This window comes from Pantoea sp. R13S299 (genome assembly GCF_048515925.1).
Classification (GTDB): domain Bacteria; phylum Pseudomonadota; class Gammaproteobacteria; order Enterobacterales; family Enterobacteriaceae; genus Pantoea.
The window spans coordinates 1,022,271-1,044,826 of record NZ_JBLYEF010000001.1 but is presented as its reverse complement, the minus strand read 5'-3'; the positions used below and the strand labels follow the sequence as shown (position 1 = coordinate 1,044,826).

At 55.1% G+C, this 22,556-nt stretch carries 27 protein-coding genes; 18 read left to right on the top strand and 9 right to left on the bottom strand.

The features are described 5' to 3' along the window. The first annotated feature begins 2 nt into the window (after positions 1 to 2). From rsxG to ACN1CO_RS05130, 6 genes are all read left to right on the top strand, one after another. Positions 3 to 635 (top strand): electron transport complex subunit RsxG, encoded by a 633-nt coding sequence (gene rsxG, locus ACN1CO_RS05155; protein ID WP_419138103.1) that lies wholly within the window; start codon positions 3 to 5, stop codon positions 633 to 635. Beyond that, a complete protein-coding gene (locus ACN1CO_RS05150) occupies positions 628 to 1,332 on the top strand; it encodes an electron transport complex subunit E (RefSeq protein WP_419138102.1) in 705 nt (234 codons plus the stop codon). Before rsxG ends, ACN1CO_RS05150 begins: the two co-directional genes overlap by 8 nt. Beyond that, on the top strand, positions 1,329 to 1,961 hold the full coding sequence (gene nth / locus ACN1CO_RS05145; RefSeq protein ID WP_003849001.1) for an endonuclease III: 633 nt from the start codon (positions 1,329 to 1,331) through the stop codon (positions 1,959 to 1,961). Before ACN1CO_RS05150 ends, nth begins: the two co-directional genes overlap by 4 nt. A gap of 205 nt (positions 1,962 to 2,166) precedes the next feature. After that, complete coding sequence (locus ACN1CO_RS05140) at positions 2,167 to 2,886, top strand: HPP family protein (RefSeq protein WP_419138101.1); 720 nt, start codon at positions 2,167 to 2,169, stop codon at positions 2,884 to 2,886. A gap of 264 nt (positions 2,887 to 3,150) precedes the next feature. After that, on the top strand, positions 3,151 to 4,494 hold the full coding sequence (locus ACN1CO_RS05135; RefSeq protein ID WP_419138100.1) for an MFS transporter: 1,344 nt from the start codon (positions 3,151 to 3,153) through the stop codon (positions 4,492 to 4,494). Next, positions 4,472 to 5,815, top strand: coding sequence for an enolase C-terminal domain-like protein (locus ACN1CO_RS05130; RefSeq protein WP_419138099.1), 1,344 nt, complete (start codon positions 4,472 to 4,474; stop codon positions 5,813 to 5,815). The genes ACN1CO_RS05135 and ACN1CO_RS05130 overlap by 23 nt, the downstream gene beginning before the upstream one ends. Positions 5,816 to 5,854: 39 nt before the next feature. Here ACN1CO_RS05130 and ACN1CO_RS05125 read toward each other — a convergent pair whose 3' ends face one another. After that, the gene (locus ACN1CO_RS05125; RefSeq protein ID WP_419138098.1) at positions 5,855 to 6,550 is read right to left on the bottom strand and encodes a CTP synthase; all 696 of its coding nucleotides are present in this window, start codon (positions 6,548 to 6,550) and stop codon (positions 5,855 to 5,857) included. Positions 6,551 to 7,218: 668 nt separating this feature from the next. Between ACN1CO_RS05125 and dtpA the strand changes: the two genes are divergently transcribed. Further along, positions 7,219 to 8,706 (top strand): dipeptide/tripeptide permease DtpA, encoded by a 1,488-nt coding sequence (gene dtpA / locus ACN1CO_RS05120; RefSeq protein WP_419138097.1) that lies wholly within the window; start codon positions 7,219 to 7,221, stop codon positions 8,704 to 8,706. 163 nt (positions 8,707 to 8,869) lie between these two features. Beyond that, on the top strand, positions 8,870 to 9,475 hold the full coding sequence (gene gstA / locus ACN1CO_RS05115) for a glutathione transferase GstA (protein WP_419138096.1): 606 nt from the start codon (positions 8,870 to 8,872) through the stop codon (positions 9,473 to 9,475). A gap of 32 nt (positions 9,476 to 9,507) precedes the next feature. Here the strand turns inward: gstA and pdxY are convergent, their stop codons facing one another. The 4 genes from pdxY to ACN1CO_RS05095 all read right to left on the bottom strand — a co-directional run bounded on the left by pdxY (position 9,508) and on the right by ACN1CO_RS05095 (position 12,837). Beyond that, on the bottom strand, positions 9,508 to 10,368 hold the full coding sequence (gene pdxY, locus ACN1CO_RS05110; protein WP_419138095.1) for a pyridoxal kinase PdxY: 861 nt from the start codon (positions 10,366 to 10,368) through the stop codon (positions 9,508 to 9,510). 56 nt (positions 10,369 to 10,424) lie between these two features. Beyond that, positions 10,425 to 11,699: a tyrosine--tRNA ligase gene (tyrS, locus tag ACN1CO_RS05105; protein ID WP_419138094.1), complete on the bottom strand. Its 1,275-nt coding sequence runs from the start codon at positions 11,697 to 11,699 to the stop codon at positions 10,425 to 10,427. Positions 11,700 to 11,839: 140 nt separating this feature from the next. Then, the gene (gene pdxH / locus ACN1CO_RS05100; protein WP_419138093.1) at positions 11,840 to 12,496 is read right to left on the bottom strand and encodes a pyridoxamine 5'-phosphate oxidase; all 657 of its coding nucleotides are present in this window, start codon (positions 12,494 to 12,496) and stop codon (positions 11,840 to 11,842) included. A 26-nt stretch (positions 12,497 to 12,522) separates the two neighbouring features. After that, entirely contained in the window at positions 12,523 to 12,837 is a 315-nt protein-coding gene (locus ACN1CO_RS05095) for an MliC family protein (protein ID WP_419138092.1), read from the bottom strand. A gap of 190 nt (positions 12,838 to 13,027) precedes the next feature. Here ACN1CO_RS05095 and ACN1CO_RS05090 point away from each other — a divergent pair, with 190 nt between their 5' ends. The 5 genes from ACN1CO_RS05090 (at position 13,028) to ycgZ (ending at position 15,240) form a co-directional block, all read left to right on the top strand. Further along, the gene (locus tag ACN1CO_RS05090; RefSeq protein WP_009090370.1) at positions 13,028 to 13,231 is read left to right on the top strand and encodes a hypothetical protein; all 204 of its coding nucleotides are present in this window, start codon (positions 13,028 to 13,030) and stop codon (positions 13,229 to 13,231) included. A gap of 343 nt (positions 13,232 to 13,574) precedes the next feature. After that, positions 13,575 to 13,808, top strand: coding sequence for a YgdI/YgdR family lipoprotein (locus tag ACN1CO_RS05085; protein WP_283545467.1), 234 nt, complete (start codon positions 13,575 to 13,577; stop codon positions 13,806 to 13,808). A gap of 15 nt (positions 13,809 to 13,823) precedes the next feature. Beyond that, positions 13,824 to 14,054 carry a YgdI/YgdR family lipoprotein gene (locus ACN1CO_RS05080; protein ID WP_003848985.1) on the top strand — a complete coding sequence of 77 codons (231 nt, stop codon included), beginning with the start codon at positions 13,824 to 13,826 and terminating at the stop codon, positions 14,052 to 14,054. Positions 14,055 to 14,495: 441 nt separating this feature from the next. After that, positions 14,496 to 14,768, top strand: coding sequence for a hypothetical protein (locus tag ACN1CO_RS05075; protein WP_419138091.1), 273 nt, complete (start codon positions 14,496 to 14,498; stop codon positions 14,766 to 14,768). Positions 14,769 to 15,000: 232 nt separating this feature from the next. Beyond that, entirely contained in the window at positions 15,001 to 15,240 is a 240-nt protein-coding gene (ycgZ, locus tag ACN1CO_RS05070; RefSeq protein ID WP_419138090.1) for a regulatory protein YcgZ, read from the top strand. A gap of 341 nt (positions 15,241 to 15,581) precedes the next feature. Here the strand turns inward: ycgZ and umuC are convergent, their stop codons facing one another. Beyond that, positions 15,582 to 16,850 carry a translesion error-prone DNA polymerase V subunit UmuC gene (umuC, locus tag ACN1CO_RS05065; protein WP_419138089.1) on the bottom strand — a complete coding sequence of 423 codons (1,269 nt, stop codon included), beginning with the start codon at positions 16,848 to 16,850 and terminating at the stop codon, positions 15,582 to 15,584. Positions 16,851 to 16,852: 2 nt separating this feature from the next. Further along, complete coding sequence (umuD, locus tag ACN1CO_RS05060) at positions 16,853 to 17,272, bottom strand: translesion error-prone DNA polymerase V autoproteolytic subunit (RefSeq protein ID WP_419138088.1); 420 nt, start codon at positions 17,270 to 17,272, stop codon at positions 16,853 to 16,855. A gap of 336 nt (positions 17,273 to 17,608) precedes the next feature. On the opposite strand from umuD, the gene ACN1CO_RS05055 reads away from it, so the two are divergent. Further along, positions 17,609 to 17,860: a hypothetical protein gene (locus ACN1CO_RS05055; protein ID WP_419138087.1), complete on the top strand. Its 252-nt coding sequence runs from the start codon at positions 17,609 to 17,611 to the stop codon at positions 17,858 to 17,860. Positions 17,861 to 17,968: 108 nt separating this feature from the next. Here ACN1CO_RS05055 and ACN1CO_RS05050 read toward each other — a convergent pair whose 3' ends face one another. Next, a complete protein-coding gene (locus ACN1CO_RS05050) occupies positions 17,969 to 18,193 on the bottom strand; it encodes a hypothetical protein (protein WP_283545489.1) in 225 nt (74 codons plus the stop codon). 601 nt (positions 18,194 to 18,794) lie between these two features. On the opposite strand from ACN1CO_RS05050, the gene ACN1CO_RS05045 reads away from it, so the two are divergent. From ACN1CO_RS05045 to ACN1CO_RS05035, 3 genes are all read left to right on the top strand, one after another. Continuing rightward, the gene (locus ACN1CO_RS05045) at positions 18,795 to 18,989 is read left to right on the top strand and encodes a biofilm development regulator YmgB/AriR family protein (protein ID WP_419138086.1); all 195 of its coding nucleotides are present in this window, start codon (positions 18,795 to 18,797) and stop codon (positions 18,987 to 18,989) included. A 280-nt stretch (positions 18,990 to 19,269) separates the two neighbouring features. Next, the gene (locus ACN1CO_RS05040; protein WP_419138085.1) at positions 19,270 to 20,118 is read left to right on the top strand and encodes a manganese catalase family protein; all 849 of its coding nucleotides are present in this window, start codon (positions 19,270 to 19,272) and stop codon (positions 20,116 to 20,118) included. Positions 20,119 to 20,180: 62 nt separating this feature from the next. Continuing rightward, a complete protein-coding gene (locus tag ACN1CO_RS05035; RefSeq protein ID WP_419138084.1) occupies positions 20,181 to 21,044 on the top strand; it encodes a glucose 1-dehydrogenase in 864 nt (287 codons plus the stop codon). On the opposite strand, the gene ACN1CO_RS05030 is transcribed toward ACN1CO_RS05035, so the two are convergent. Then, a complete protein-coding gene (locus tag ACN1CO_RS05030; protein ID WP_419138083.1) occupies positions 21,037 to 22,047 on the bottom strand; it encodes a UV damage endonuclease UvsE in 1,011 nt (336 codons plus the stop codon). The genes ACN1CO_RS05035 and ACN1CO_RS05030 overlap by 8 nt on opposite strands. A 101-nt stretch (positions 22,048 to 22,148) precedes the next feature. Here ACN1CO_RS05030 and ACN1CO_RS05025 point away from each other — a divergent pair, with 101 nt between their 5' ends. Then, positions 22,149 to 22,514: an MmcQ/YjbR family DNA-binding protein gene (locus ACN1CO_RS05025; protein WP_419138082.1), complete on the top strand. Its 366-nt coding sequence runs from the start codon at positions 22,149 to 22,151 to the stop codon at positions 22,512 to 22,514. Positions 22,515 to 22,556: the final 42 nt, after the last annotated feature.

Genomic DNA, 22,556 nt, shown 5'->3' with positions numbered 1-22,556 from the left:
CGATGCTGGAGACGATTCGCAAAAATGGGGTCACGCTGGCGATTTTCGCCGCGATCACCACGGCGGCTACGGCAGTCGTGAATACGGTCACCAAGCCGACGGTGGAACATCAGACCCTGCTGCAGCAGAAAAACCTGCTGGATCAGGTGGTGCCTACAGAGCTGTATGACAACAACATTCAGCAGGATTGTTACGTTGTCACGGATGCAGCGCTGGGCAATAATGCCCCGCACCATCTCTTCCTGGCGCGTAAAGGCGGCCAGCCGGTTGCTGCCGCACTGGAGACAACCGCCCCTGACGGCTATTCTGGTGCGATACAGATGCTGGTCGGTGCCGATTTCCAGGGTAAAGTACTGGGCGTGCGGGTGATCGAACACCATGAAACGCCAGGCCTGGGCGATAAGATCGAACTGCGCATCTCTGACTGGATTAACAGCTTTAATGGCAAAGTGGTTCATGGTCCGTCGGATAAAGCGTTTGCGGTTAAAAAAGATGGCGGCGACTTTGATCAGTTTACCGGCGCCACCATTACCCCACGCGCGGTGGTCAATGCGACGAAACGCACCGCGCTGTTGATGAAAACGCTTCCGGAGAGACTCTCTTCGTTACCGGCATGTGGAGACGCAAATGAGTGAAGCTAAAAGTCTGCTGGTAGGTGGACTGTGGAAGAACAACTCGGCACTGGTGCAGCTGCTGGGCCTCTGCCCGCTGCTGGCGGTTACGGCAACGGCGACGAATGCGCTGGGTTTAGGTCTGGCTACCACGCTGGTGCTGACACTGACCAACAGTTTTATTTCCGCCTCGCGGCGCTGGGTGCCGTCGGAAATCCGTATCCCGATTTATGTCATGATCATCGCCTCAGTGGTGAGCTGCGTGCAGATGCTGATCAACGCCTATGCCTACGGCCTTTATCAGTCGCTGGGGATTTTTATCCCGCTGATCGTAACCAACTGCATCGTGGTTGGCCGTGCCGAAGCCGTCGCCTCTAAGAGCAGCATCCCGCTTGCCGCGCTGGATGGCTTCGCCATCGGCATGGGCGCGACCTGCGCCATGGTGGTGCTGGGTTCGCTGCGCGAAATTATCGGCAGTGGCACGCTGTTTAACGGTGCCGATCAGCTGCTTGGCCCGTGGGCGAAATCGCTGCGTATCGAAGTGGTTCACTTTGACTCACCGATGCTGCTGGCGATGCTGCCGCCTGGCGCGTTTATCGGCCTGGGCATGATGCTGGCGTGCAAATACCTGATCGATCAGAAGATGAAACAGCGTGCAGCGCTGCGTGCTCAGGCCGCCGAAACCGCTGCGCCTCAGAACGTCGTCGGAAAACCAGTGTGAATCAGACCAAACGCACCGAGATTCTCCATCGGCTACAGCAGAACAATCCGCATCCGACCACCGAGCTGAACTTCAGCTCGCCGTTTGAGCTGCTGATTGCGGTGCTGCTCTCGGCGCAGGCGACTGATGTCAGCGTCAACAAAGCCACTGCAAAGCTCTATCCGGTGGCGAATACGCCTGCCGCGATGCTGGCGCTGGGCGTGGATGGCGTAAAGGAATACATCAAAACCATCGGCCTGTTTAACAGCAAAGCGGAAAATGTGATTAAGACCTGCCGCATTCTGCTGGAACAGCATAACGGCGAAGTGCCGGAAGATCGTGCGGCGCTGGAAGCTTTGCCCGGTGTAGGCCGTAAAACCGCTAACGTGGTGCTCAACACCGCATTTGGCTGGCCGACGATTGCCGTCGATACGCATATCTTTCGCGTCAGCAACCGGACAAAATTTGCGCCGGGTAAGAATGTGGAAGAGGTCGAGCAGAAGCTGCTGAAGGTGGTTCCGGCTGCGTATAAGGTTGACTGCCATCACTGGCTGATTCTGCACGGGCGCTACACCTGCGTGGCGCGTAAACCGCGCTGCGGCTCCTGCCTGATAGAAGATCTTTGCGAGTATCCCGATAAAGTCGAGTAATTCCCCTGATTAACCCGCTGCGGCGGGTTTTTTATTGTCTGGTTAAAAGCTCTGCAACCTCACGCCCTGCTTTATCCCCTTATTCACCGCACTCTCTGACTCATCTGAATAACGCCACAGTTTGTCGGGTTGTTACATTGATGTTGATGATGGAAAATCGCCGCCCCTGACGATAAGAAAATGTTATGACACGGTGAGTAAAGTAATGAACAAAGGACCTGCTGCAGGGAAGCATTCGCTGCGCCTGTTTCTGGCGCGACTCTGGCCACATCCGCTGGCGGTAAGTAAAAAGCATGTCGTGATCGCCGGACTTGGTGCAGGCATTGGCCTGGTGCTGACCAGCCTGCTGAGCCACTGGATGCTGGGCGAACTGAATCTGTGGTTCGTTGCCCCTGTGGGTGCCTCGGCGGTGTTGCTCTTTGGTCTGCCCGCCAGTCCGCTGGCTCAGCCATGGGCGATAGTCGGCGGCAACACTCTTTCTGCGCTGGCAGGCGTCACTGTCAGCAGGCTGATCCCCGATCCGGCCATCGCCTGCGGCGTCGCGGCGTGTGTGGCGATCCTGCTGATGTTCCAGCTGCGCTGTCTGCATCCGCCTGGCGGCGCAGTGGCCCTGACTGCTATTCTGGGCGGGCCTTCAGTACAGCAACTGGGTTATCAGTTTGTCCTGACTCCGATTCTGCTTAACTCATTGACCCTGGCGCTACTGGCCCTGCTGTTAAATAATCTGGCCGGTCGTCGCTACCCCCACCCGCTGGCGCCTCAGGAAGTTAAACCCGAGCCGGTTGCGATGCCGGTCCCGCTGACGCGCGCCGATCTGCATCAGGCATTAGAGGGTGGTGAACTGCTGGATATTGATCAGGATGATCTGCAGGAATTGCTGCTGCGTGCTGAAGAGATTGCCCAGCGCCGTCAGTTTAGCGGCTGAAGCCGGTCTGCGGAGCACGGGTGCAGTTTTATCGCTGGCGCTCCGCTTCTGGCTTTCCGCTCCCTGCCAGACTGAACTAACGTCTCACATTGTTGATCGCTGCCACAGTTTTACGCAGCCGCTTCGCCCGCCTTATCCAGTAACATATTGATAACACAGCCACCCAGGCCGGACGCCCATCTGGTCCTGGGCGAATGCCCATAGAGCCGCCCTTTTCAGCGCCCTACACTTTGCTCTTCTTTACGTTTCTCATGAGGAAGACCGATGGATAGCGCCTTGTCCCCGCAGCACGATGAGCTGATCGCCTCCGCCATCAAAAAGTTCTTCACCCATATCATCCCGATGCTGGTGGTGATGCTGATCATTAACCAGATTGACCGTGCCAACATTGGCTTTATCAAGGCGGAACTGCGCACCGATGCCGGGATCAGCGCGGCAGCCTTTGGTCTGGGCGCGGGCCTGTTTTTTATCGGCTATGCGCTGTTTGAGGTGCCGAGTAACCTGATGATGAAGCGCTTTGGCGCTCGCGTCTGGCTGACGCGCATCATGATTACCTGGGGACTGGTGGTCGTCCTGACCGGATTTGTCACCTCACCCATCCAGTTTTATCTGCTGCGTTTTTTACTCGGCGTGGCTGAAGCGGGCTTCTTTCCTGGCGTGCTGTTCTATTTCCGTCAATGGGTACCGAATGCCTGGCGCGGTCGGGCCACCGCCATGGTGCTGAGTGCCACCGCTGGTGCCTTTCTTTTCTCCGGGCCGATTACCGGCGCCATCCTGATGATGCACGATTTTATGGGCATTGCCGGCTGGAAATGGGTGATGTTTCTCGAAGGTGGTGCCTCCGTGCTGGTCGGCATTCTCGCCGCCTGGGTGCTGGTGTCGCGACCTGGCGATGCGCGCTGGCTGAGTGACGCGGAGAAACAGGCGCTGGTGCAGCAGCTGCAAAATGAAGAGACACAGCGTGACGAGCTTAATCGCGCCCCAGGCAAAATGTCGCTGTTACGCAACCGCAGCCTGCTGTTCTTCTGCGCAATCTTCTTCACCATGACCATGACCGGTTATACGCTGGTGTTCTGGCTGCCGCAGATTATTCAGCGCATTCAGGGCTTCAGCAGTTTTGGCATCGGTATTCTCACCGCCGTGCCGTGGCTTTGCGCCATTATTGCCATCAATCTGCTGAGCCGCTTTTCAGATCGCCACCGCGACAAACTCGATAAAGCGCTGGGCGTCGCCATGCTGGTCGCGGCCTGCGGCACTTTTATGGCCACGCTGGGTTCCCCGTGGTTTGGCTTCCTGGCGATGATCGTGGCCTGTATTGGCTCGAAAGTCAGCGCCACCTTTTTCTGGCCGATGCCGCAGGGAGAGCTGCCCGCCTCGATTGTCGCACCGGGTATCGCACTGGTGAACTCTGTGGGCAACCTGGGCGGCTTCTTCGCACCGACGGTGTTTGGCTATCTGGAGATGACGACCGGCTCCACTACCGGCGGACTCTATGCCCTGACCAGCGTCTCACTCCTGACCGGTCTGTGGCTGCTGCTGCGCCGCAAGCCGTCCCCGCCTTCCCTCGATCCTATGGAGAATCAACATGTCAGACAGTCCAGTCATTAAAACAATGCGGGTGGTGCCCGTCGCCGGATATGACAGCATGCTGCTGAATATTGGCGGCGCGCACAACTGCTACTTTACCCGCATCCTGGTGATCCTGACCGATTCCGCAGGCCGTACCGGCGTCGGCGAAAGTCCCTGCCACGCCTCAACACTGGCGCTGCTGGAGCGCTTTCGTCCGCAGATTGAGGGCAGCGAACTGCTGCGGCTGAATGCCACTATCGCCACGCTGTTTGCCAGCGACGCACGCCACCAGCAGACCGCGCATACCGACGACATTCATATTCCACAGATGAACCCGGAGAAGTTTTACAACGCCACCGCGGCGATTGAAGCGGCGTTGCTGGATCTGTTGGGTCAGCACCTGAATCTGCCGGTTGCCGAGTTACTTGCCAGCGGCAAGCAGCGCGATCGGGTGCCGGTCCTCGGCTATCTGTTCTATATCGCCGACCGCAACCTGACCAGCATGAACTATCAGGCGGGACACGCTGGCGGCGATGCCTGGCTGCAACTGCGTCATGAGAAAGCGATGGATGCGGAAGGTGTAGTGCGGCTGGCGGAGGCGGCAGCGGATCGTTATGGCTTCCGGGATTTCAAACTCAAGGGCGGCGTACATCATGCCGAAGTGGAAGTGGAGACGGTTAACGCCCTGCTGGCACGTTTTCCACAGGCGCGGGTCACGGTTGATCCCAACGCCAGCTGGTCGCTGGATGAGGCTATTTATTATGGCAAACAGCTGGCGGGCCGCATTCCCTATCTGGAAGATCCCTGCGGCGCCGAGCAGGGTTATTCCGGCCGGGAAACGCTGGCGGAGTTTAAGCGGGCCACAGGCATTCCGGTCGCCACTAATATGATCGCCAATGACTGGCGACAGTTGCAGCATGCTCTGCAGCTCAACGCCATCGACATTCCCCTGGCCGATCCGCACTTCTGGACGATGCGTAACGCGCATACCGTGGCGCAGCTCTGCAATGAGTGGGGCCTGACCACTGGGTGCCACTCAAACAACCATTTTGACGTGTCACTGGCCATGGTGGCGCATCTGGGGGCCGCCGCACCGGGCGCTCGCCTTACCGCCTTTGATACCCACTGGATCTGGCAGGATGGCCAGCAACTGACGCAGCATGCGCCGCAGATTCGGGATGGATATCTGGAACTGCCAGAGGGGCCAGGGCTGGGTATTACCCTGGATATGGCGCGGGTCGAAGCCGCCCATGCACTCTACCATTCGCTACCCGATAAAAACCGTAACGACGCGCTGGGCATGCAGTTTCTGATTGATAACTGGTCGTTTAATGCAAAACGTCCGGCGCTGCTGCGCTGATAACTGCCATCCTGTGACACTGTCACAGGATGGCTCTGTTTAGCGTTGCGCCAGCGCCGCCTGCATCCAGGCAATCACCAGCGGAGACGATTTGTCCTGCAGTGCCGCGCGCTCTGACTGGAACAGCGTCGCCACATAGAAGGGATGACCCGGCAACTCCACACCGCGCACATCACCCGCCTCATCCCAGGCGGTGATGCGCAGCGTGTTATCGCCCAGCGCGTCACTGAAGTCCGGGTTAACGCCAAAGTTACAGTGATAGCCCTCATCGCTCTCCAGTGTGCCGTAGGCCCTGGCGATACGTGAATCTGCTTCAAACCTCACTATGCCGCGCTGCTCCACCAGCGAGCAACTCAGCGGGGCAATGACCATCCGTCCGCCGGTGTCGGTCTCTGCATGACTGGCATCGTGCCAGCCCAGTACGTTGCGCGCATACTCGATCACCGCATACTGGAATCCCCCGCAGGAACCCAGCAACGGCTTCCCGCTCTCCCGCGCCCAGCGAAGGGTTTCAAAAACACCGGCATCGTTACGATATGGACTGCCCGGCACAACCCACACCGCGTCACTGCGCGTGAGGTCGGTCTGGTCAAGCTGGTCGGTAGCGATCCACTCCGCTTCAACGGAGATGTTCAGCCAGCGTGCAGCACGTTCAATGGCAAGGGGAATGGCCTGATGGGCAACCGCATCGGCGCGGTAGTCACCAACGAGAGATAAACGCAGAGGAGACGACATTAACTGATCCTTCTGGGGGAAATTGAGAGGTTACAGGAATGTTAATTTTCTGTCGAGAGAGAGATGATGCCGCGGCGTATTGATAAGTTTTTTAACACGCCTGCGCGATATTTCACCGACTGGCCGGGCCTGTTTTCTCTTGCCACTGGCTTACACCGCCCTGTGCTCACGCGCCAGACCGCATGACGCAATCGGTTTCTTTTTTTCCTTTCTGAAATAAATCATCTGTTTGTGCGCCGGATCGCTCTCTGGCTGTTTTTCCGGCAATGGCGGGCGCGTTACGCCTGATAATTCGTCAGATTGACTGCATATCAGCCAGCAACCTGCCGTTAGTGCTGTCTGATTATTATTCAACAACCGATTTATCTGGTTAACGCCGCATTAGCAGTTAATGTTAATACTCTCCCGTCTGCGGCGCTTATCCAGAGTATCTGTACTGATATTTTTCATCGGCTCAACATTTAAAACCAATTAACAGTTTGTTATAAGTTTTTTAACCCAACATTTCTGAACCTGACGAGTTGTCAGAAAATTCTTGCCCTGCCGCCCGTAATCAGCCAAATTAGTCGCCGCTTTTCCCTTCTAATAACAATCTTGCGCATGGAAAACTCACATGACGCGGACTTAATTCCTGTCCCGAAACAGGGTATGAAAAAACTGAGGTACATGTGTCAACTGCAAACAAACACACTGATGAGGCTGTCAGTCTCAATGCGTTTAAACAGCCGAAGGCGTTCTACTTAATCTTCTCGATTGAGTTGTGGGAACGTTTTGGTTTCTATGGCCTGCAGGCCATTATGGCGGTTTACCTGGTGAAGCAACTGGGATTGTCCGAATCAGACTCTATTACCCTGTTCTCTTCATTCAGTGCGCTGGTTTATGGTCTGGTCGCCATCGGCGGCTGGCTCGGTGACAAGGTGCTGGGCACCAAACGCGTCATCGTACTGGGTGTTCTGGTGCTGGCTCTGGGCTATGCGCTGGTGGCGTTCTCCGGTCATAACGTCAGCATCGTCTATGTCGGTATGGCAACCATCGCGGTGGGCAGCGGCCTGTTCAAGGCAAACCCCTCTTCACTGCTCTCTACCTGCTACGACAAAGATGATCCGCGTTTAGACGGTGCGTTCACCATGTTCTATATGTCGATCAACATCGGTTCGCTCTTCTCGATGATGCTGACACCGTGGTTAGCGGCGAAATATGGTTACAGCGTGGCCTTCTCGCTATGCGTTATCGGTCTGATTATCACCCTGTTTAACTTCCTGTTCTGCAAACGCATGGTCAAAGATTACGGTTCTAAGCCGGACTTTGCGCCATTGCAGGTCGGCAAACTGCTGATGACCCTGGTCGGCATCGTCGTACTGATCGCGCTAGCCAACTGGATGCTGCATCACCAGTCTATTGCACGCCTGGTACTGGCGGTGATTGCGCTGGGTATCGTGCTGGTGTTTGCCAAAGAAGCCTTCGCCCTGCAGGGCGCGGCGCGTCGTAAGATGATTGTTGCCTTCCTGCTAATGGTCGAAGCGATTCTGTTCTTCGTGCTTTATATGCAGATGCCAACGTCACTCAACTTTTTCGCTATCCGCAACGTTGAGCACACCATTTTCGGCATTACCTTTGCGCCCGAGCAGTTCCAGGCGCTGAACCCGTTCTGGATCATGCTGGCGAGTCCGCTGCTGGCGGCGCTGTATAACAAGCTGGGCGACAAACTGCCGATGCCGCACAAGTTTGCCTTTGGTATGGTGCTCTGCTCTGCGGCGTTCCTGGTGCTGCCGGTGGGCGCGAAGTTCGCCAGCGATGCCGGTATCGTTTCGGTTAACTGGCTGATCCTGAGCTATGCGCTGCAAAGTATCGGTGAGCTGATGATCTCCGGCCTCGGCCTGGCGATGGTGGCGCAGCTGGTGCCACAGCGTCTGATGGGCTTCATCATGGGCTCCTGGTTCCTGACCACTGCGGGCGCAGCCGTGATTGCCGGTAAAGTGGCAAACCTGATGGCCGTGCCTGAAAATGTGAACGATCCCCTGGTTTCGCTGGCGACCTACAGCCGCGTCTTCCAGGAGATTGGTATCGTGACGGCAGTGATTGCTCTGCTGATGCTGATTACGGCTCCGTTGCTGAACCGTATGACCCAGGCGCAGGACAGCGACGCAAAATTATAAGACGCAGGCGTCATCGCCACCGCGTTTAAGTTAAGCCGGGCTCTGCCCGGCTTTTTTATGCCCCGCCGCAACGCCCTCTGCAGATCCCTGATCCTTATCACTGGTAATTCCACCCTGAGCCTTTACTATGCTGTGATCCCATTGCAACAAGGAGTACATGGTCATGAAACTGTTTTGCAAAGCAGGAGCCTGCTCTCTCTCTCCCCACATTGTTATGCGCGAATGCGGGCTGGACTTCACTCAGGTGAATGTTGATCTGGCAACAAAACTCACTGAACGCGGCGACGACTTTCGCAAGGTCAATCCTAAGGGCCAGGTGCCCGCGCTGCTGCTCAGCGATGGCACCGTACTGACAGAAGGCGTCGCGATTGTGCAGTATCTGGCTGACCTTAAGCCCGATCGTCATCTGCTGGCACCGGTCGGTAGCCTGACACGTTATCACACCGTGGAGTGGCTCAGCTTCATCGGCAGCGAGCTGCACAAAAGCTTCGGTCCGCTGTTCCGCCCGGGATACTCCGATGAGGTGAAGGCGCAGACCCGCAGCCAGCTGGAAGCAAAATTCCGCTATGTCGATGAGTCATTGCGTGACAAACAGTGGCTGACAGGGATGCATTTCAGCGTAGCGGATGCCTATCTGTTTGTGGTGACGCGCTGGGCAAAAGCGCTGGGACTGGATTTATCCGGCTTTACGGCGCTGGGCGCGTGGTTTGATCGCGTTGCGGAACGTCCTGCGGTGCAGGCGGCGCTGAAAGCGGAAGGCTTAGCCTGAGTGAACAGGGCCGGTTAACCGGCCCTTTTGCTTTACAGCTTTTCTGCCGCGAAGTGCTGCGTTGGACTGGCGATAGCATCCTGTGCCGCCACCAGCTGCAGTTCATACTCGCCCATCTCATGGGTTTTCAGCATCACCTCATACACCGCCGCGGTCACGTGCTCCAGCGCATCCTGCAGGGATTTGCCGTGCAGCAGATTCACCAGCAGCAGACCGCTGGTCAGATCGCCCACGCCGACCGGCTGACGGACACCGAAATCGACCAGCGGACGGCTGATGTGCCAGGCATCTTCCGCCGTCACCAGCAGCATCTCAAAACGATCGCTGCGACGACCGGCACGTGCCAGATGCTTCACCAGCACCACACGTGGTCCCTGGGCAATCAGCGCCCGCGCAGCGTCTACCGCCGCATCGACGTCCGTGATAGTGCGCTCGCTCAGCATCTCCAGCTCAAGCAGGTTCGGGGCGATAATGTCGCTGGCAGGCATCGCCATTTTGCAGTGAAACTCCGCCACACCCGGTGCCACAATGCAGCCTTTCTCCGGATGACCCATCACCGGGTCGCAGAAATACCAGGCATTCGGGTTGGCCGCTTTTACCTGACGAACAATCTGCAGAATCTGCTCACCCTGCTCCGCCGAGCCCAGATAACCGCTCAGCACCGCGTCACAGGTCTTCAGACGGTCGATGTCCGCAATGCCTTTAACGATGTCAGTTAAATGCGTTGCAGGCATCACCGTGCCGGTCCAGTGGCCATACTGCGTATGGTTGGAAAACTGCACGGTATTCAGCGGCCAGACGTTTGCACCCAGGCGGCGCATCGGAAACTCAGCCGCCGCGTTACCGGCGTGACCAAAAACAACGTGCGACTGAATCGCTAAGATATTTTTCACTTGTTTGCCCTGTCCTGCCTTGCCATAAAAAAGGGCCGGAAACCGGCCCTGAAATCTTACTGCCAGTTAATCAGGCAGTAATGTTTCTTGCCGCGACGCAGCAGCGTATAGCGGTTAAACAGTTTATCGCTGTCGCTGAAGCGGTATTCCGCATCAGACTGCTTTTCACCGTTCAGAGAAACGGCATTGGAGCCGATCATGGTGCGTGCCTGACCACGTGACGGTACCAGCTCGGCTTTCACCAGCGCCTGCTGCAGATCATCGTCAGCGCCCAGCAGGATGGTTGGCATACCATCCTGCGCCAGTTGCTCAAAGTCCGCTTCGGTCATTTCGCTCACGGAACCGGAGAAGAGGCTGGCGGTAATGCGTTTCGCCGCCGACAGGCCCGCTTCGCCATGCACCAGACGCGTCACCTGCTCAGCCAGCACATACTGTGCACGTGGCGCGGTGCCGCTGTTTTTGTCCTCTTCTTCCAGCGCGTTAATCTCGTCAATGTTCAGGAAGGTGAAGAACTTCAGGAAGCGATAGACGTCAGCATCCGCAGTGTTAATCCAGAACTGATAGAACTTGTACGGGCTGGTTTTCTTCGCATCCAGCCAGACTGCGCCGCCTTCGGTTTTACCGAATTTGGTACCGTCAGACTTGGTGATCAGCGGAACGGTCAGGCCAAAGACCTGGTTCTGATGCAGACGACGGGTCAGATCGATACCGGAGGTGATGTTACCCCACTGATCGGAGCCGCCAATCTGCAGCGACACGCCGTGCAGCTCGTTCAGGCAGGCGAAGTCGTAACCCTGCAGCAGATTGTAGGAGAACTCAGTAAAGGAGATGCCCTGATCGTCACGGTTCAGACGCTGCTTCACCGCTTCTTTGTTGATCATCTGGTTAACAGAGAAGTGCTTGCCGATATCACGCAGGAAGGTCAGCACGTTCATGCTGCCAAACCAGTCGTAGTTGTTGGCGGCGATGGCGCTGTTGCTGCCGCAATCGAAGTCGAGGAATGGCGCCACCTGCTGGCGGATCTTTTCAACCCATTCGTTGACGGTTTCGCTGGTATTAAGTTTACGCTCTGCGGCTTTAAAGCTCGGGTCGCCAATCAGGCCGGTTGCACCGCCGACCAGTGCCACCGGCTTGTGGCCGGCATCCTGAAAACGCTTCAGGCAGAGCAGCGGTACCAGATGGCCCAAATGCAAGCTGTCAGCAGTGGGGTCGAAGCCGCAATAGAGCGAAATTGGCCCCTGCGCCAGTTTCTCTGTTAACGCGTCTTCATCCGTCACCTGGGCGATAAGGCCCCTCTCCTGCAATTGTTGTATCAGGTTACTGCTGGTCATTACTGACTCCAAATTGATCAGACTGCACCTATGCTGGTACACAGCTTTCCGCCGAGTTGCGGAATCGAAAAAAAACAGGGCTATAGCATAAAGCGCTGACGCCTTCTGTGCCAGCGCTGATAGGGGTAAATCGTGCAGATTCAGGGTGCCAGACGGTCGATTTTCCAGCCATCATGATCGCGCTGATAGATGAAACGATCGTGCAGACGATGTTCGCCTCCCTGCCAGAACTCCACCGTATGAAATTTCACCCGATACCCCCCCCAGAAGCTGGGCAGCGGCACTTCGCCCTGCTGGAACTTCTGCTTAAGCTCCAGGAACTTCCCTTCCAGAATGCCACGTGCCGAAATCCGGCTCGACTGCTTCGACACCCACGCACCAATCTGACTGTCGCGCGGACGGCTGTGGAAATATTTCAGCACCTCCAGCGGCGACAGTTTTTCCACTTCGCCCAGCACCATCACCTGACGCTCCAGAAAGTGCCACGGGAAGTGCAGGCAAATGCGCGGATTGTGCGCCAGCTGCAACGCCTTACGGCTGCCGAGGTTGGTGTAAAAGATCATGCCCTGCGCATCAAAGTGTTTCAGCAACACGATACGCTGCCACGGCTGGCCCTGCTCATCCACGGTAGCCACGGTCATGGCGGTAGGATCGGGCAGTTTTGCCTCACAGGCCTGGCTCAGCCACTGTTCAAACAGCGCAATCGGATTATCCGGCAGATCCTTACGACGCAATCCGCCGCGGGTATATTCACGCCGCAGATGGGCAATGGTGTGTAGCGTTTCGCTGTCGCTCATTAATGCTCGCCTATTCAGAGATAAAGTCAGCTGGCAGGTTGCAGCTCACAATCATTCACGACAATTTTATCGTTACGTTCGATAAATGCGCCGTTTCCTTTGGACCAGAAAACATAAGTGTCATCGCTGTAGCGCGCGCCGGAGGCAGATACGGTCTGCTTCAGCGTCAGGGGCTTGCCGTCCATGATGAAGCTCACCTGCTGCTTCGCCTCGTCCAGCGTTACGGTCAGCGGCAGCGTTCCGCAGCGATAGTGCAGGGTCTGCGGCGACGGTGGTTGTTTATGCATCAGGCTACAGCCCGAGAGCAGCAGCACCGCGGCAACGGTTAATCCTTTCAACATAAGCGGGTCTCCTTCACGAGTGAAGCTGGCATTATAAGAAGGATTTAGCGCGAAGTAAGTGGGAATCCGCGCCAATCTGGTGGATGCTGTCAGGCAGGCTGAATTATTGCGCCTTTTCAGGCGGTTGTCTGAATGCGCAGGCCGCGTTCTCAGGCTACGCTCTATAGATTCTTAAGCGAGGAAGACAAACATGAAATTTGATAACGAAGATGCATTCAAGCTGGCAGTGGCGTTTATGAACCACAAAGAGAATGCCACCATCGCCAGCAGCTACTTTAAAACCTTTATTGACACCTACCAGAAATTCGACCGCTGGCTGAGCGCATCAGACCCGGTCAGCGCCATGAAAGCTGAAAAAGCGGCCGCCAAAGCGGGCGAAGACTCCGTTCTCTGATCCCCTTCTCTACGGGTCCGATAACTCGCCAGGGATCGGACCCGCGCATCCCGCCAGATATTAATGCCAATCCGGTGTATTACCGTAGGGTTATTCCGGCTTTTGCTAAATATCCGCAGGCTTATTTCCCGCGATGGCCTCGATGTTATTTCGCTGTGATGAATGATCCGCTGAAACGCGTTTTACATTTGCAATAAATGCTCTTTCCCGGCGTTATATCGCCTAATCGTCCGCCTGCCCGCTGATTTTGTCTAAAAAACAGGCAACGAGACGCTACAGGGTCAGCAAACTTTATAAAGCCGTCTATGCTGTAAACGTCTGGATATAATTCATGGAGCAGAAAATGAAATTGAAATCCCTGTCAGCCATCGCGTTGCTGGCCCTCTCTTTAGGTACGCTGGCAGGCTGCGCCTCGAATCAGTCGATTAAGACCACTGATGGCCGCACGATTGTGACTGATGGCAAACCGCAGATTGATTCAGATACGGGTCTGGTTTCTTACCGTAATGCTCAGACAGGTAAAACTGAGCAGATCAATCGTAATGAGATCAGTAATATGAGTGAACTCGACAACTAATATAAGGTGAAGACGATGAAAAAAGCGCTGATTTTACCTCTCGCTGCATTGATTGGTATGACCGTATTAACCGGCTGCACCCGTACCAGTTATGCGATTCAGACTAACGATGGACGCACCATTATTAGTGATGGCAAGCCTTCTGAATCGGATGCTGGCCTGCTGGCGTATACCGATGCAAATGGCGTGAAGCAGCAGATTAATAAAGCAGACGTTAAAGCCGTCTCTGAAGTTCCGCACAAATAAACAGTGTGCTGTTAGCCCGTTAATAAAGCCGCCCTCGGGCGGCTTTATTTTTGCCTGTAACCAGTGCGCTGACTGGGACAAAAAGATGTCTATTCCCGATCTCTATTAAATCAGAAATATCCGGAGAAGCATGGCAATAATATTGCTAAGCACTGACAGTCATCGAGCCGGAAGTATTACAAAATATGAATTTCACAGGCGCTTTCCTTATCTGAATTTCAGGCAACGCCCCTGTTTTTTGACCAGCATAATAGCTCAGTGTTTTTCTGCTGAATCAATACGGCCTGCTTTTATTATTTACTATCAGCAGGTTAGCGCCTCGCTTAAAGGTTCAGTTTATTTTCGCTATTTTTAACTGCCTTCAGCCGGGATTTGCGACCTTTTAGTCCAGCACACCTTTAACTAGAATATTTATATCGCTATTTAATCAGGAGGGTACAGATGGTTTATCACGATAAAACAACCGGTCATATGATTCTTGGTGAAGCAGCCATTAATCTGGCATTTGAAGAGCAGGAAATCACCCTGGTATCATTGATTCGCCAGCTGGGCGAAATGGCTGAGAACGAGCGCAGCGATGATCGGGTAGAGCAGATTGCAGATGCGCGAAACTGGCTCAAAGGTTTCATTGATCCCAAAACCCGCGATCGCGCCGAACTGAACTGGCTGGTTGAGACCGGACAGGCTCCGGTTTCCCTTAAAGATTATCGTTAATTATGTACGAGTCATTGCTGTTCATTTCACATGGCGCCGGACGCCCGTCCGGTGCCTGTCAGCCTGAGGGTATTTCCCTCTGCGGCCCGGTTTACCCCGTCTCTCTTTGCCCCGGCGTCCGGGATAATCAACTCATTAACCATCACGGCTGAAATAGCTGTACAGTTGCACTGCTATTGTATAACTTCGCGGCTATCTGATCGTTTCTCTATCACCATCCAGGAACTCACCCATGTACCCAACCCAGAGACTGCCGCGGACGGCAGACGATATTGCCCGTTATTTCAATGCGGCAAGCCTGCCTTCGCAGCAGGAGACGCTGGGACAGGTGGTGGTGGACATTCTGAATGCCGGAGGGAACGTGAATCGCAAATCGATCTGCACCAAACTCCTGTTACGGCTTGAAACGGCGTCCACTGAGGAAGAAGAGCGCCATTACCGCGCGCTCATCAGCCTGCTGTTTGGTCGTTAATTCTCCCCCACGTCCCCTATCAGCGCGTCAGCGGCTCCCCGCTTTCCGTCACCCGCTGTGCCTGTGGATGTTTGGCTGTCTGGGTTTCAAACCCACCACGGGCGGCAAAAACAGAACAGCTAATCGCTGCTACGAGTGTCAGTAAGATTGAAGTTTTCACGAGACAGGCCTTAATTTTCCACGCTATAAAATAAAGCGTGAAAGCCTGGCACAGAATCCCAGGTGGGGAAAGGAAAGTGCAGAATTTCTCTGTGCGGAAAGCGTGATACCAGAAAGTGTCTGTTTACTGATTATAGGGTTCTGCCTCAGAACCGTTATTCCGGCACTTTTTATGCCCGCCTCTACTTTAGCGCAACCACCGGCAGATCGGTTACCCGTGTGGTATAGGCAGGCGACAGCATCTCGCGCTTCATCGACCAGGCTTTGTTGATCCCCTGCCCCGCAAACCAGAGCTTTCCGCTGCCGAGCTTGTTGACGGTGTCGATCAGCTTCATCAGCTCTTCGCTATTGCGGCGTGGCTGATGTTCGTCAAACAGATCCAACTGAGCCACACCCTGGCTGAAAAAATCCCCCAGCACGATGCCCGCTTTCATGTAGCGATGTCCCTCAATCCAGATATTATCCAGACACGCCATCGCGACGCTGACAATGTCGCGGGTATCCTGCGTCGGGATCAGCAACTGGCCGGTGGACTGATTGCCATAAAAGGGTTCGTCAGTCGCATGCGGGCTGGTACGCACAAACACCCCTATCTGGCGACAATATTGATTTTCACGACGCAGCTTTTCTGCCGCGCGCTCGGCATAGGCGCAGACGGCCTCGCGCATCTGATGGTAGTCGGAGATACGGCTGCCAAACGAACGTGAACACATGATTTGCTGTTTTATCGGTGTCACCGACTCCAGCTCCAGGCAGGATTCGCCGCGCAGCTCTCTGACAGTGCGCTCCATCACCACGCTGAACTGTTTGCGAATGGACTCGGTGCTTTGATCGGCCAGATCTTTCGCGGTTATGACGCCCATGGCGTTGAGCCGTTTGCCGATCCGGTGACCGACGCCCCAGACGTCAGCCACATCAATCAGCGCCAGCAGCTTTCTTTGCCGTTCGGGGTCCGACAGGTCGACAATACCGCCGGTTTTGCTCCACTTTTTGGCCGCAAAATTCGCCAGCTTGGCCAGCGTTTTGGTCTGGGCAATGCCGACGCCGACGGTCAGATGGGTCTCTTTGCGTATCCGCTCTCTGACCTGACGGCCAAAGGTCTCCAGCGCCATACAGTTCTGCACGCCGGTGAGATCCATAAAGGCCTCGTCGATCGAGTAGATCTCCACCGACGGGGCCATCTCTTCCAGTATGGTCATCACCCGCAGGCTCATGTCGGCGTAGAGCGCATAATTCGAGCTGAAGACCTGCACCGCGTGACGCGTCAGCTCTTCACGCATTTTAAAATAGGGCGCGCCCATTTTAATGCCGGCTTTCTTTGCCTCGGCGCTGCGGGCAATCACACAGCCGTCATTGTTCGACAGCACTACCACCGGTTTACCTCGGAGATCGGGCCGGAACACAGTCTCACACGAGGCATAAAAGCAGTTCACATCGACCAGCGCAAACATGATCAGTGTGTCGCTTTAATCACAAAGGTCACCACGCCAAACACCTCCAGCGCATCTTCGGTCTGGATAGCGATCGGTTTAAATTTGGTATTCATCGGCATCAGTTGCAGGCAGGGATGAAGCTGGAGACGTTTAACGGTGAATTCACCGTCGACGGCGGCGACCACGATATCGCCGTGTGAGGCGTTGAGTGAGCTGTCGACCACCAGCATGTCACCATCGTTAATGCCCGCCTCAATCATCGACTCGCCACTGACCCGGACAAAATAGGTGGCGCTGGGGTGCTGGACCATCAGCGCATTGAGATCGATACGTTGTTCGACATAATCCTGCGCCGGGGAGGGAAATCCACAGGGCACACGTTCGATATAAAGCGGTAACGGCATAACGGCGCGAATGTCCGCAGGTTTAATGAATTCCATAATGTCACTCCTTTTTCAAATTACTGTATATAAATACAGTAATAGCTAATCCCCCTTTTAATCAAGTAACAGAAAAGTTTTTTAAGCGAAGGGGTTGATGGTAATGCACTTTTTTTTAACCACTTTTTTCGCATTGCCGCGAGAGTAAGCGGAAACGGGTTACTTTCGCCGCACTGTGGAAATATCCGCGTTTTTTCTTCCAGTAACTAATCTTATAAATTCCGCCGCTGATTATTCTGACTTAAGGAAAATCTGACAACGCCTCTCTGGCATTCGCGGAGGTTTGAATATTACGAGCGGGCTGGTTATTCTGCCTTTTTAAAGCACGGAGGGGTTATGGCAGACGACGATCGAATCAAACATCTGGAAGAGGCAGTCGCACAGTTAAAGGTTGAGACCACGGTATTAAAAGCGATACTCGGTCAGCAAATCGCGCTGAATAATCTTAATTACAAAGGGAAGTTTGACGATGTGCTGGCGGCGCTGGCGAAGGAATATGCCGAACGCGGTCTGGAGGAAGGTAATAATCAGGCCATCCATGATGCCTTGCGTGAATATATTAAATATGAGCCGCCTGCCGTGGAATAAGCGGGCTTGTGGCAGCGTCCGATTGCCGGATATGACCGGCTCCTGAACGCTGCCATTCTCCGGACCTGCCCCGCTCCGGCAACGGCCTCAGGCGTTGCAGGTCAGGGGTTAAGCCTGGCTGTCACTCTCCAGCGCATCCTGAATCGCATCGGCCAGATTACCAATTTCATTCGCCACGGCCTGCAGGTCCCAAGAGGTTTTTGAGCCGGTTGCCGACGTGGAGGCACTGACGGACTCTTTTGCCACTGACAGCGCAGCTGCCACCGCCACTGAACGTTTATGTTGTTCCTGAGTCACGCCCGCAGGCGGAATCGCGAAATAGTCGTGAACCATGATCATTTCCTTGTGATGAATAAGGGCTTAACCTTAGCCTTCTGCTTCAGGCGTGGGAAGCGAATTATGTGGCGTGGCCTGTCAGACGGCCAGGATTGCAGCAGTACCGTTGCACCCTGCGTTTTTTCTGCGCTAAAACCTGTACAGCTTTTGCTGAAATCCATCCAAAAATGCCCTTTTAGCACGTCAGGGTGTTATCAGTAAAATCCTCGGCCTTTTGACCTGAAAATCCTGATCGTCCTGAGAAAATCCTCAATACCCTGTATTTTATGCATTAATCGGCAACAATCTATTTGCACGCCTAAAACATGCATTTTATATACACCACCAACCAGTTAATTTTTGTCAAATTTCATTGTACAAGTTTGCAATTCTTGTATAACTTTGTCTCGTGATGTTAAATCACTTGTAACGAAAGGTGCTTTGCACCGCATCTGAAGGTGTTGTGGATTTCCACCTTCAGATGCATTTTTTTTGCGTCAGCCGGCAACCGGATCTGAATCGACGCATTCTTCCCCAATTTCTTATGAGGCCTGACATGCAAACAACGATGAATACAGAGTCTCAGATTTCTGATTACTTCATGAACTCTGGCACCGCCATGACCACCGAACAACAGGTTATCGCGGCGGTCCACGCTGAACTCGCCCGTTCGAAAGCCCATGTCTCAGATAAAGACGTCGTGCTGGGCCTGATTAATCGCCTCGAGAGCGAGCGTGACGTGGCTAAGCAGGATATTTACCGTCAGGCTCTGGAGCATGTTCTGCAGCGTGCAACGGCCACCAGCGAAAGCTAAATTGTTAAGCGGAAATGCGAATGAGCATGGATGCTTTTCCCGTCACGAATCAGCCCCTTTTCAGGGGCTTTTTTTATGTCTTCTGCACTGAGTCTTGCGTCCCCTTCCTATCGCTGAGTTTTCCTGCTCTGCCGGACCAGATATAGCTCCGGAAACCCCCTCTTTTGCCGCTTATTTGACCGCAAATTCCGGTTAATTGCTCTCGTTTCGCTTTATTTATCCGATATCTGTGTCCAGGCTTTTCCTGCATCTACTGCAAACACAGACGAGGAAAATAACTATGTTCCATCATTCATCAAAACTTCAATTCCCGGTTCGTGTAGAGAAGCCCGATCCAGAGTTTGCCATGCTGTTACAGCAGGCCATCGGCGGCGTCGAAGGTGAGATTCGTGTAGCGATGCAATACTTTTTCCAGGCGATGGGCGCACGGGGTGATGTGCGGATTCGGGATCTGCTGATCTCCACCGCCACCGAAGAGCTGAGCCATATCGAAATGCTGGGCTACGCCGTAGCGCTGAATCTTGAAGGCGCGCCGCTCTCTTACCAGGAAGCGTCAGCGAAAGATCCGGTGGTCAATGCCATTCTGGGCGGCATGAACCCACGCCACATCCTCTCTTCCGGTCTGGCTGCGATGCCGGTAAACGCCAACGGCATGCCGTTCGACATGAGCCATATCTACGCCTCCGGCAACGTGGCCGCCGATATGCTGGCTAACGTCACCGCCGAAGCCACCGGCCGCGTACTGGCTACCCGCCTCTACAACATGACCGAAGACAAAGGCATGAAGGATTTCCTCTCCTTCCTGATCGCCCGTGACACCATGCACCAGCAGCAGTGGCTGGCGGTGATCGAAGAGATGGGCGGACTAAACGCGTCGCTGCCGATCCCGAACAGCTTCCCGCAGGAACATGAGGCGCAGGAACACTCTTACTACTGCCTGAATACCTCGCTGGATAAACCGCTGCCGGAAGGTCGCTGGAGCAGCGGCCCGGCTTACGATGGTCATGGTCAGTTCAGCGCGAAACAGCAGCCCGATATCCTGGGCGATGAGCCGGTGCTCGGCAATGCCCGTCCCGGTTCCGGTGCGCAGTCAGAACAGATTGACGGCGTCACACCATCCAAACCTTAATCCCTCGCCTGTCAGGGTCCGATGCCCTGACAGGGTTGTTCCATTTTTACGGAGGAAAAGTCATGTCATCCACTCAGCGTCCACAACCCCCTTTTGCCGAACAGCAGCAGACGTGGCCTGGCAGCACCGCCGCGATGCAGCCACAGCCCGATCATGGCGAAGAGAGCTATCAGGGTTCAGGCCGTCTGGCGGGTAAAAAAGCGATTATTACCGGCGGGGATTCCGGTATTGGCCGGGCCGTCGCGATTGCCTTTGCCCGGGAAGGTGCCGATGTGCTGATCTCATATCTTGATGAGCATGAGGATGCGCAGGATACCGCCCGACTGGTCGAGGCCGCAGGCCAGAAAGCCGTTCTGGTGCCTGGCGATATCACCGATGCGTCACACTGCAATGCGCTGGTCGATAAGGCCGTGGAAGCCTTTGGTGAGATTAACATTGTGGTCAATAACGCGGCGTATCAGATGACGCGGGAGTCGCTGGATGAAATCAGCGACGACGAATTTGATCGCACCATGAAGACCAACCTGTACGCGATGTTTTACATCACTAAAGCGGCCACGAAGCATATGCCGGCGGGCGGTTCGATCATTAATACCGCCTCGATCAACGCTGACCAGCCGAAACCGAAGCTGCTCGCCTACTCCGCCACCAAAGCCGCCATCGTTAACTTCTCCGGTGGCCTGGCCGCCCTGCTGGCGGAGAAAGGCATCCGTGCCAATGCGGTCGCGCCCGGGCCTATCTGGACACCCCTGATCCCCTCGACCATGCCGGTTGAACAGGTGAAGAACTTTGGCAGTGAAGTGCCGCTGCAGCGTGCCGGTCAACCTGCTGAGCTGGCGCCCACCTACGTGATGCTGGCCAGTGACGAAGCCAGCTACATTTCCGGAGCGACGATCGCCGTCACGGGCGGCGTGGCCATTATTTAACGTTCGCCGATTCCCTGGTCGCTTCGGCCAGGGGATTCTCTATCAGCTTCTGCGTTATTCCCCACTGATAAAGCGGCTCCCGCGCCAGATTCTTCATTTTCACTTCACACATGATGTCGAAATCCTGGAACGACAACGCCCAGCCATTCAGCGTCGGATTAAAGAAGTAGTCCGAGTGCGCCCGCAGTTTGCTTTTGCTCACGCCCAGCTGCTGCTGATCGGGCCAGCCCTCCTGCGGAATAATCCCCTCCTGTGAAATCGAATAGTGCAGCACTGGCCGCACGCCACGCCACGACTCGATGACCCGGGCAACACGCGCATCATCCGGCTGAATAAACTCACTCTCTTTGACCCAGTGATGGTGAATATCCAGCACCACCGGACACAGCGGTGCCGCCTGCAGCACATCATCCAGCGAGCAGGAGATCTCATCATTCTCCACCGTCAGCATCAGGCGCGCTTCCGGGCTAAGCTGATTAAACGACTGTTTAAAACCGTTGAATCCCGCCTTGCCGTTCATATGGATGTTGATTTTAAAATCCTGGAAGGTCTTGCCGTAGCCCATCAGACAGGCGCAGAGCGTGTGATACTCCACATCCTCCAGCGCGCGCACCACCACATCGGGATTGTCGGAAGCCAGCACCGTATATTGTCCCGGATGAAAGGAGAGCCGGATCTGATGCGCCCGCGCCAGCTCGCCACAGCGGGCAAACAGCGGATAGAGCTCAGGCAGGAACTCCGCAAACAGCGGCGTGGCTTCGGGCACGGTATAGAGTGGCAGCAGATCGCTGCCGATACGCATCATCCTGAGTGGCTCCGGTAACCTGGCCAGATGCTCAAGCGTCAGGTAGAGATTATTAAGGTTGGTAACGGTAATCTCATGAACCAGCTGATGACGTTCAGCCTGCTGTAAACTCAGAAATCGTTTACGGGTGGTGGCGCGAAACGGAAAAAACTGTTTGCCGTCGCTATTGAGATACTTACATGCAAAGCCTAATTTCATGTCTGCTCCTGATTTATGCTTATCAGAAGTGTAACAGGCCTCTGGCGACCAGCCAGTCGCGGGCCAGAGAGATCGGCTTAATCATGACAGGGAGAATCACTATGCAGGGTCACGCGATCCAGCGCATCGCTATCGACGCGGCTGAACAGCTGCCCGCCGCCGAATCGGGCTATCCGTTCGGGCCGGAACATCAGGTTTTTAAAGTGTGTGGAAAAGTGTTTTTACTGCTGACTGAGCTGCGGGGCGTGCCGATTATCACCCTGAAGTGCGAACCGCAGCAGGCGGAGCTGCACCGGGTGATCTATCCCTCGATCACCGCCGGTTATCATATGAACAAGCGCCACTGGATCACGGTGTATCCCGGTGACGGCCTATCACCTGGCCTGATTCAGCAGCTGGTTGAGGAGTCATATCAGCGGGTGGTGCGCGGCATCCCCGCCTCACGCCGCCCGGTGTGGGTGGGATGAAGGCGGTGGATGGGAGAGGTATTATCCTGAGCTGGTGAGAAA

What these genes read in the sequence shown, in the direction of transcription:
- ACN1CO_RS05075 (WP_419138091.1), top strand. Translation starts at nt 14,496, where the DNA reads ATGGTTTATCACGATAAAACAACCGGTCATATGATTCTTGGTGAAGCA.
- umuC (WP_419138089.1), bottom strand. Translation starts at nt 16,850, where the DNA reads ATGTTTGCGCTGGTCGATGTGAACTGCTTTTATGCCTCGTGTGAGACT.
- ACN1CO_RS05080 (WP_003848985.1), top strand. Translation starts at nt 13,824, where the DNA reads ATGAAAAAAGCGCTGATTTTACCTCTCGCTGCATTGATTGGTATGACC.
- ACN1CO_RS05035 (WP_419138084.1), top strand. Translation starts at nt 20,181, where the DNA reads ATGTCATCCACTCAGCGTCCACAACCCCCTTTTGCCGAACAGCAGCAG.
- ACN1CO_RS05025 (WP_419138082.1), top strand. Translation starts at nt 22,149, where the DNA reads ATGCAGGGTCACGCGATCCAGCGCATCGCTATCGACGCGGCTGAACAG.
- ACN1CO_RS05040 (WP_419138085.1), top strand. Translation starts at nt 19,270, where the DNA reads ATGTTCCATCATTCATCAAAACTTCAATTCCCGGTTCGTGTAGAGAAG.
- ACN1CO_RS05090 (WP_009090370.1), top strand. Translation starts at nt 13,028, where the DNA reads ATGAAATTTGATAACGAAGATGCATTCAAGCTGGCAGTGGCGTTTATG.
- umuD (WP_419138088.1), bottom strand. Translation starts at nt 17,272, where the DNA reads ATGGAATTCATTAAACCTGCGGACATTCGCGCCGTTATGCCGTTACCG.
- ACN1CO_RS05130 (WP_419138099.1), top strand. Translation starts at nt 4,472, where the DNA reads ATGTCAGACAGTCCAGTCATTAAAACAATGCGGGTGGTGCCCGTCGCC.
- ACN1CO_RS05095 (WP_419138092.1), bottom strand. Translation starts at nt 12,837, where the DNA reads ATGTTGAAAGGATTAACCGTTGCCGCGGTGCTGCTGCTCTCGGGCTGT.
- ACN1CO_RS05045 (WP_419138086.1), top strand. Translation starts at nt 18,795, where the DNA reads ATGACCACCGAACAACAGGTTATCGCGGCGGTCCACGCTGAACTCGCC.
- ACN1CO_RS05085 (WP_283545467.1), top strand. Translation starts at nt 13,575, where the DNA reads ATGAAATTGAAATCCCTGTCAGCCATCGCGTTGCTGGCCCTCTCTTTA.
- pdxH (WP_419138093.1), bottom strand. Translation starts at nt 12,496, where the DNA reads ATGAGCGACAGCGAAACGCTACACACCATTGCCCATCTGCGGCGTGAA.
- ACN1CO_RS05140 (WP_419138101.1), top strand. Translation starts at nt 2,167, where the DNA reads ATGAACAAAGGACCTGCTGCAGGGAAGCATTCGCTGCGCCTGTTTCTG.
- ACN1CO_RS05135 (WP_419138100.1), top strand. Translation starts at nt 3,151, where the DNA reads ATGGATAGCGCCTTGTCCCCGCAGCACGATGAGCTGATCGCCTCCGCC.
- ACN1CO_RS05030 (WP_419138083.1), bottom strand. Translation starts at nt 22,047, where the DNA reads ATGAAATTAGGCTTTGCATGTAAGTATCTCAATAGCGACGGCAAACAG.
- rsxG (WP_419138103.1), top strand. Translation starts at nt 3, where the DNA reads ATGCTGGAGACGATTCGCAAAAATGGGGTCACGCTGGCGATTTTCGCC.
- ACN1CO_RS05125 (WP_419138098.1), bottom strand. Translation starts at nt 6,550, where the DNA reads ATGTCGTCTCCTCTGCGTTTATCTCTCGTTGGTGACTACCGCGCCGAT.
- gstA (WP_419138096.1), top strand. Translation starts at nt 8,870, where the DNA reads ATGAAACTGTTTTGCAAAGCAGGAGCCTGCTCTCTCTCTCCCCACATT.
- ACN1CO_RS05050 (WP_283545489.1), bottom strand. Translation starts at nt 18,193, where the DNA reads ATGGTTCACGACTATTTCGCGATTCCGCCTGCGGGCGTGACTCAGGAA.
- tyrS (WP_419138094.1), bottom strand. Translation starts at nt 11,699, where the DNA reads ATGACCAGCAGTAACCTGATACAACAATTGCAGGAGAGGGGCCTTATC.
- ACN1CO_RS05055 (WP_419138087.1), top strand. Translation starts at nt 17,609, where the DNA reads ATGGCAGACGACGATCGAATCAAACATCTGGAAGAGGCAGTCGCACAG.
- ACN1CO_RS05150 (WP_419138102.1), top strand. Translation starts at nt 628, where the DNA reads ATGAGTGAAGCTAAAAGTCTGCTGGTAGGTGGACTGTGGAAGAACAAC.
- ycgZ (WP_419138090.1), top strand. Translation starts at nt 15,001, where the DNA reads ATGTACCCAACCCAGAGACTGCCGCGGACGGCAGACGATATTGCCCGT.